This window comes from Prevotella sp. AM23-5 (assembly GCF_003473645.1).
Lineage (GTDB): Bacteria > Bacteroidota > Bacteroidia > Bacteroidales > Bacteroidaceae > Prevotella > Prevotella copri_A.
Map to the genome: position 1 here is coordinate 1 of NZ_QUCG01000007.1, position 7,068 is coordinate 7,068.

The 7,068-nt window shown below is 37.8% G+C and carries 5 protein-coding genes and 1 pseudogene; 2 read left to right on the top strand and 4 right to left on the bottom strand.

Features of this window, described 5'->3' with window-relative positions; genetic code table 11:
- From DW657_RS02980 to DW657_RS02990, 3 genes are all read right to left on the bottom strand, one after another.
- A partial coding sequence (locus DW657_RS02980; RefSeq protein WP_147381873.1) for a hypothetical protein occupies positions 1-468 on the bottom strand: 468 nt, incomplete at its 3' end.
- Between the two features lie 61 nt (positions 469-529).
- The gene (locus DW657_RS02985) at positions 530-1,720 is read right to left on the bottom strand and encodes a hypothetical protein (protein WP_117664298.1); all 1,191 of its coding nucleotides are present in this window, start codon (positions 1,718-1,720) and stop codon (positions 530-532) included.
- Positions 1,721-1,727: 7 nt separating this feature from the next.
- Complete coding sequence (locus DW657_RS02990; protein WP_118311357.1) at positions 1,728-3,764, bottom strand: GIY-YIG nuclease family protein; 2,037 nt, start codon at positions 3,762-3,764, stop codon at positions 1,728-1,730.
- Positions 3,765-4,134: 370 nt separating this feature from the next.
- Here DW657_RS02990 and DW657_RS02995 point away from each other — a divergent pair, with 370 nt between their 5' ends.
- Together DW657_RS02995 and DW657_RS03000 are read left to right on the top strand one after the other, a co-directional pair.
- A complete protein-coding gene (locus DW657_RS02995; RefSeq protein ID WP_118311358.1) occupies positions 4,135-4,638 on the top strand; it encodes a hypothetical protein in 504 nt (167 codons plus the stop codon).
- Positions 4,635-4,973 carry a helix-turn-helix transcriptional regulator gene (locus tag DW657_RS03000; RefSeq protein WP_117664301.1) on the top strand — a complete coding sequence of 113 codons (339 nt, stop codon included), beginning with the start codon at positions 4,635-4,637 and terminating at the stop codon, positions 4,971-4,973. The genes DW657_RS02995 and DW657_RS03000 overlap by 4 nt, the downstream gene beginning before the upstream one ends.
- A 135-nt stretch (positions 4,974-5,108) precedes the next feature.
- Here the strand turns inward: DW657_RS03000 and DW657_RS03005 are convergent.
- A pseudogene (locus DW657_RS03005) lies at positions 5,109-6,776 on the bottom strand (ATP-grasp domain-containing protein); the annotation flags it as partial.
- Between the last annotated feature and the right edge of the window lie 292 nt (positions 6,777-7,068).

Here is a 7,068-nt window from a genome sequence, read left to right on the forward strand (position 1 = left end):
TAAATTATAGTGTTGCGGAATTAAGGCATCAAAAGTGTTTTTTAAAGACTTTAAAATATAGAAATCTAATCCGTCAATTTTTTCCATTAATTCTAAGAACATACGCTTGCATCTATTCTCAGCATTATCAATGTGGCAACATGCTGTTAAATATTTAGCATACATAATTCTTTTATTTTCATCGATTTCATCTTTTGAATAATCTACAGTTCGTAACAAGTCACAGATAAATTCTTGACTATTTATATATTCCATGTTGCGAACTCTATTATCAAGTTCATCTATCATTGCAAATGCTTTTTTTAGCACATCTTCTATCAATAGATTCTGCTTGTGATTTTGAAAATCAGATAACAGACTTACTATTGGGGCTGTAAATGGACAACAGCTGCCAATAGCCTTTAATATATTACAAACCTTGTCAGGCAGACTCATCTTGCCAATTTCATTTATTCTATTTTCTTCCATATTGAATTATAATTTTACAATAACTCTTGCTACTTCAACATTACAAATTAATCAATAACTGTCACCAAGTATAATAAACAACATAGAGACAGCCCAAGACAAGCATTGCTACAAGAGTTACACACCCACTTTTGGGCTTTTGGGGCTTCCCTTTGTCATCAAGATAGGTTGTAGCATCATCTCCAAAGGTATATCGGCGAGTATCAAATGACCAACTTAACATTACCTTAATATCACAAAGTTCTAACTCTTCTTTCTTTTCCACGAATTTCTTGTAATCAGAAATAGCATCTTGGGCAAGTCGAGTTCTAGTATCTTCAAATAATTTACGGGCATAGTCCTTTTCCCCTTCAAAGAACTTAATCAAAACAGCCTTCCCTTTAATATCAATACAAGAAGTCTTGCTGTCAATATGCGGAACAAGCAAAAATATACAATATACACGCTGTCCTTCTGCGAATTCCTTGATTTCATCATCAAAGTCAAAACTATTAGGACAACCAACAAGGGTATTGTCTTCTCGATAAATGCCATATTGATTAAGGCTTTCCAAATGCACTACATCCACATATCCACTGAATACTCCTGCTTGCCACTTCTTTCTATCAAAGTACCAATCAGCATCCTCTATTCTTACAGTGAGTGTATCATAAGTTTTCTTTCCTGTTTTATCGCTTTGTGGAAATTTGTAAAATTCATCATATCTGAATATGACATTACTATCTTTATCTTCATTATTATAATCTTTATCATCAACTTTTGGCTGTGACACATTGAGTGTTGGCAACTCTTTTTCAAAATGAGTAATTTCAATAAAAGCGTCATTACTAACATCTTCAGTGATGCTATTAATCATTTCTGTTGCATATTCTACATCATCCTCAAAAAATTTAAGGATTGTTGCATAAGCCTGATTACGAACCTTACCATCCTTAGAAATGAATGGTGTAATTGCAATTACACAGTCCAACTCTTTTCCTTTGCTAAACTTATTAACGTAATCTTGCAACTCTTTTTGAACAAATCCCAAAAGTTTCCCATCAGTCTTATAGAAACCAATAGCATTAATATCATATGGATTGTTTGGTTCAGTTTTGATACATCCTGTAAAAACTCCCCAAAAGTTTGCTTCAGGTTTTGTGTGAAAATTTATGCCAGACACCTTTATTCTTAAGGTGTCTTTCTCTATACTTCCCTGTTTTTCACCAACAGGAAGCCAATGTTTTGTTATATCAAAATTTATATCATTCATATCTATCTTATTTTCTGTTCTTTATATTCAACCATATCATTTCTACCATCCAGCCATTTACGTTTGCCACTCGGTATGCAGATGGACATCCTTTTTTAAAGGCACCACGAGAGTCATATTTATGGGATTCTATGAATACATTCTCACGAGTCCACTTGAGGTTATAATTTTGCGGACGCTTCAGCCATTTCATTTCATCTATCCAGCCATTATCTATAGCTGACCTATAAGCACTCGGAGTACCCCATCTAAATTCACTTCGTGAAGAATATTTATGTGATTCAGCTATTACATTCTGCTTGTTTTGCCAAAATCCCTGTGGCTTGACATCAGAAGCAGCCCACTCCATTTCGTTTATCCAATTGTTTTTTGTCGCTAAAGAATAAGCAGTTGGTGCACCTCTTTTAAACTCCATTTTGGTTGAGTATTTGCCACCTTCTTCGAATACACGTTCTTTTGTCCAATAACCATGTTCTTTCACCTTAGTTTTTATCCAAGGCATTTTCTCCCATAGATTATTTTTGGCTGCATAGTCATAAGCAGCATGGCAACCTTTGAAAAAGTCAGTTCTCGTTGAATACTTTTTAGACACTTCTATTACATTTTCTTCATTTTGCCAATAACCTTGTGGAACTTGGTCACGGAGCAACCATGTCATTTCATCTTCCCATTTATGCTTTCTTGCAGAAAAATGAGCTGCTGGTGACTTCAAAAAGAATTCATTCCATGATTTATAGTTCTTTGACTCTTCAAACACATGTTCTTTTACACTCCACCATCGTGGAGGCATACGTTTACTGTAAAACCATGGAAATGTTTCATTGTTCATCATCTTATATTTTAGAGCTGCATCATACGCCCCAGCAGATTTTGTGAAAAATTCCGTTGGAGTTTTATATTTTTCAGCTTCACGCAATACCGCTTTCTTTGTCCATTTCTTTATTAAACTTCCAACAGAGCCAACATTTTCACCTGTCAGATTGATATTATTAATCAATGTGTAATGCAAAACATCACGATAATATAAAGATTGAACACGTTCTTCTCTTTGTCTCTCGACTATTGTTAGCCCGTCTAATAAGATTTTATATGCTGGAATTTTCAAACCCTTACCATAAAAATACTTATAGACAGGATCATTTTTCTGATTTTTATGTTCCCCATCTCGCCTCTTCATATCATTTGTTGCACCAACATAAGCATATTTATTTACTTCGTCTATATATACATAAATAATATGAATCGGACCTCGTGGATCCCCTTTTGAGACTTTTGTTTCAAATTCCATTTCTCCGAGCCAATGATGTAATAGTGCAGATTTATATGCAGACGGAGCCTTATGACGAAACTCACTTTTATATTTGTATTTTCGAGCTTCCTTAAAAACTTTCTCTTTATCCTCCCAATACACTTTTGGGGAATTTCTTGTTTTTTTCAACCATGTCATTTCATTAAGCCATCCATTATTTTTAGCAGTAATATAAGCAAGATAACATCCTTCACAAAACTCACTCCTATAGTTGTATTTCTGAGATTCCTCAAATACGTTATTTTTCTCTTTCCAATAGCCAACAGGTTTTCTGTTTGTTTTTGACAACCAGTCCATTTCATCAAGCCATCCGTTGAGTTTTGCCGAATCAAAAGCTCGACTATTCTTTCTTTGAAATTCTGTAACCGACTTGTAATTTTTAGATTCATTTATTACATTCTCTTTTATCTTCCAATATCCAGAAGGCTTACGCTTGCTAGGAGCCAACCAATCCATTTCAGTTAGCCAATTATTATTTTTTGCAATAGTGTATGCAGTCACAGCATTATTCATAAATTCCGTAACTATAGAATACTTTCTTGACTCTTCGAAAACCGCCCCTTTAGTCCATTTGATAGGTTTGGCTGTCGGACGCACCAACCATATCATTTCGTCCAACCATCCGTTCATATACGCAATACGGAATGCACCAGATTTCTTTTTTTTGAACTCAGATCTTGAAGAATATTTCTTGCTTTCTTCAAAAACAGTTTCTTTTGTCCACTTTTTCTGCATAACCTTTATTTTTGTGTTATTTAAAAATTCTGTGCAAAGATACAGAAAAATCTATTATACAACAAATAATTTCCCTATTATCATTATATGTTTAACCTTTTTTGTATGCGTTGTATAATTCATATGGATTTTGTTGGCAGGTTGTTATTATTACACTCACAAATCGACATAATTTCTTTGCAGTTTTATCAAATGGCAAATAGCTAAGCATCAATATTATAAACTTAAGTTTATAAACTAACAAATCGAAAAAATTCAAGGGGGATTATGCACGCTATTACAAAAAGATAAACATAAAAGTAATGTTTAACATATTATTCTTGTAAAAATCAACTTTTATGTTTATCTTTGCAGCAAAAATATAAGTTATATGGAAAAGAACTTATTAATAGATCTATTGGAAACTGGAGAAAAAGTCAGCCTTTATTCTCCAAGATTCGAGGGTGAGGAATATACCGAATTTGAGAAATTCCTTCTCACCTATAAGGATCAATATGCCCAAGATATACAAATTCTCATTAGAAGGATTGATATCATCAAAGAAAACGGTGCAGAAGATAGATTCTTCAGATATGAAGGAAGCAAACGTGACAGGGTGATGGCACTACCCTCTCATCTTGATACATCTAATTTAAGATTGTATTGCCTTAATATCAGCCATAAGATTTTAATCTTAGGAAATGGTGGTATAAAGAAAACGCAAACATATCAAGAAGATGTAAATCTGCATAGAGCCGTACGAAACTTACAAAAGATAGACATCATTATAAAGAAACTTGAGAATAAAAGAATTATAACAATCAATGGTACAAATTTACATGGACCACTTGAATTGACTATAGATATCGACTATAACAAGGAGGATTTAATATGAAAACAAATAAACTGATGGATGAAATCCGCAAGTCAACTCCTGCGGACACAAACAAACAAGTCGACTTATGCGTTGCTATAGCCAACAGAGTCTTTGAACTATTACAGGAACGAAATATGAAACAGCGTGATTTCGCAAAGGCTCTTGGCAAGACTGAAACAGAAGTAAGTCGTTGGCTGAGTGGAACACATAATCTCACATTAGCTACAATCGCAAAGATGGCGACGGTTCTTGGTGATGACATCATTACCACAACACAGAGCCATCGTCCATACAAACTTCCAAATACGCAAAATGTAGCTATGATGGTAGCTGAGGATATGTGCAAAAAATAGTCATACAAATAATAAAAAATCCCTGCCATAGGAAGCCTTTCCTACAGCAGGGATTTTTCTATTGGGAATCATCAAGAATGACTTAACTGTCAATTCTTAACTACTAACTATCAATTCTTAACTATTAACTATCAACTATTTATACTCTCCCCAAGCCTTGATGTCGATATCCTCCAGCTTGGTGGTGCAGAATGCATAGATGAATGCACTCGCCAGACGGCTGTTGGTAATCAATGGCACGTTCAGGTCGATGGCTGCACGACGAATCTTGTAACCATTGCTCAACTCGCTGCTGGTCAAGTTCTTTGGAATATTCACTACCATATCAATCTCGTGGTTGTGGAGCATCTCCAAAGCCTTAGGCGCACCGCCTTCTGACTCCTCTGATGGCCAGAGTACACGGGTGTTCTCAATGCCGTTCTCGGTGAGGAACTTGCTACTACCACCAGTTGCATACAGCTTGTAACCATGCTTAACCAGCATCTGGGCAGCATCGAGCAAATCTACCTTCTGCTTGGCAGAACCAGTAGAAAGCAGGATGTTCTTGGCTGGAATGCGATGACCCACAGAAAGCATACTCTTCAAGAGAGCGGTAGATGTATCGTCGCCTAAGCAACCTACCTCACCTGTACTGCTCATATCCACACCCAATACTGGGTCTGCCTTCTGCAAACGGTTGAAGCTGAACTGAGATGCCTTGATACCTACATAGTCGAGATCGAAGAGGTTCTTGTGTGGCTTCTCTACTGGCAAACCGAGCATCACGCGGGTAGCCAACTCGATGAGGTTGATCTTCAATACCTTGCTCACGAATGGGAACGAACGGCTGGCACGCAAGTTACACTCGATAACGAGAATATCATTGTCACGAGCCATGAACTGGATGTTGAACGGACCGTTGATGTGCAACTCCTTGGCAATCTGACGACCTACTCGCTTCACACGACGAACTGTCTCAACATACAACTTCTGAGGAGGGAACTGGATGGTTGCATCGCCTGAGTGAACACCGGCAAACTCGATGTGCTCAGAAATGGCATAGGCAATCACCTCGCCATTCTTTGCCACTGCATCCATCTCAATCTCCTTGGCATGTTCGATAAACTTACTAACTACCACTGGGTGATCCTCACTCACGTTGGCAGCCAACTGCAGGAATCGCTTCAGCTCTTCCTCATTAGAACATACGTTCATCGCAGCACCAGAAAGCACGTAGCTAGGACGAACCAATACTGGGAAGCCAACACGCTCGATGAAGTTGTCGATGTCCTCCATAGAGGTCAGGGCGCTCCACTCTGGCTGGTTGATGCCGTTGTTGGTCAACATCTGAGAGAACTTGGCACGGTCCTCAGCATTATCGATGTCCTTGGCAGCAGTACCCAGGATTGGCACGTTCTGTGCATCCAGGTGCATAGCCAGGTTGTTTGGAATCTGACCACCGGTAGATACGATGACGCCATGAGGCTGCTCCATCTCGATGATATCCATCACACGCTCGAAGGTCAACCCGTCGAACTACAGACGATTGCACATATCGCAGTCGGTAGAAACGGTCTCAGGGTTGTAGTTGATCATCACTGAGCGCCAGCCTTCCTTGCGGATGGTGTTCAATGCCTGAACGCCACACCAGTCGAACTCTACGGAAGAACCGATGCGGTAAGCACCAGAACCGAGTACGATGATAGAACGGTGGTCGTTCTCGAAGGTGATGTCGCTCTTCACGCCAGCGTAAGTTACATAGAGGTAGTTGGTCTGAGCAGGATACTCTGCAGCCAGAGTATCAATCTGCTTCACTACAAGAAGACATGTCGATTTTACTTATAAAATGGTATAAATCATCACCCAAAGTTGTTCTTTGATATAAATGAGCCTTTCTAAACGTACTGCTAGATAGACATTCTTTGTATTTTTGCAAAAAAGCTTCAACTTCTTCTTGGTCTGACATCTCTATTAAACCAAGCGAAGTCAGATAGTAGAAGTGGTTCATAACCTCTTTCTTCGAAACATCGCTATTATATTCATCGTTGTACTTACTATAAATCCTTTCAATGGCATTTTTACCATCACCTAAAATCCGCAACTATCATCCAATACA

What these genes read in the sequence shown, in the direction of transcription:
- DW657_RS02985 (WP_117664298.1), bottom strand. Translation starts at nt 1,720, where the DNA reads ATGAATGATATAAATTTTGATATAACAAAACATTGGCTTCCTGTTGGT.
- DW657_RS02990 (WP_118311357.1), bottom strand. Translation starts at nt 3,764, where the DNA reads ATGCAGAAAAAGTGGACAAAAGAAACTGTTTTTGAAGAAAGCAAGAAA.
- DW657_RS02995 (WP_118311358.1), top strand. Translation starts at nt 4,135, where the DNA reads ATGGAAAAGAACTTATTAATAGATCTATTGGAAACTGGAGAAAAAGTC.
- DW657_RS03000 (WP_117664301.1), top strand. Translation starts at nt 4,635, where the DNA reads ATGAAAACAAATAAACTGATGGATGAAATCCGCAAGTCAACTCCTGCG.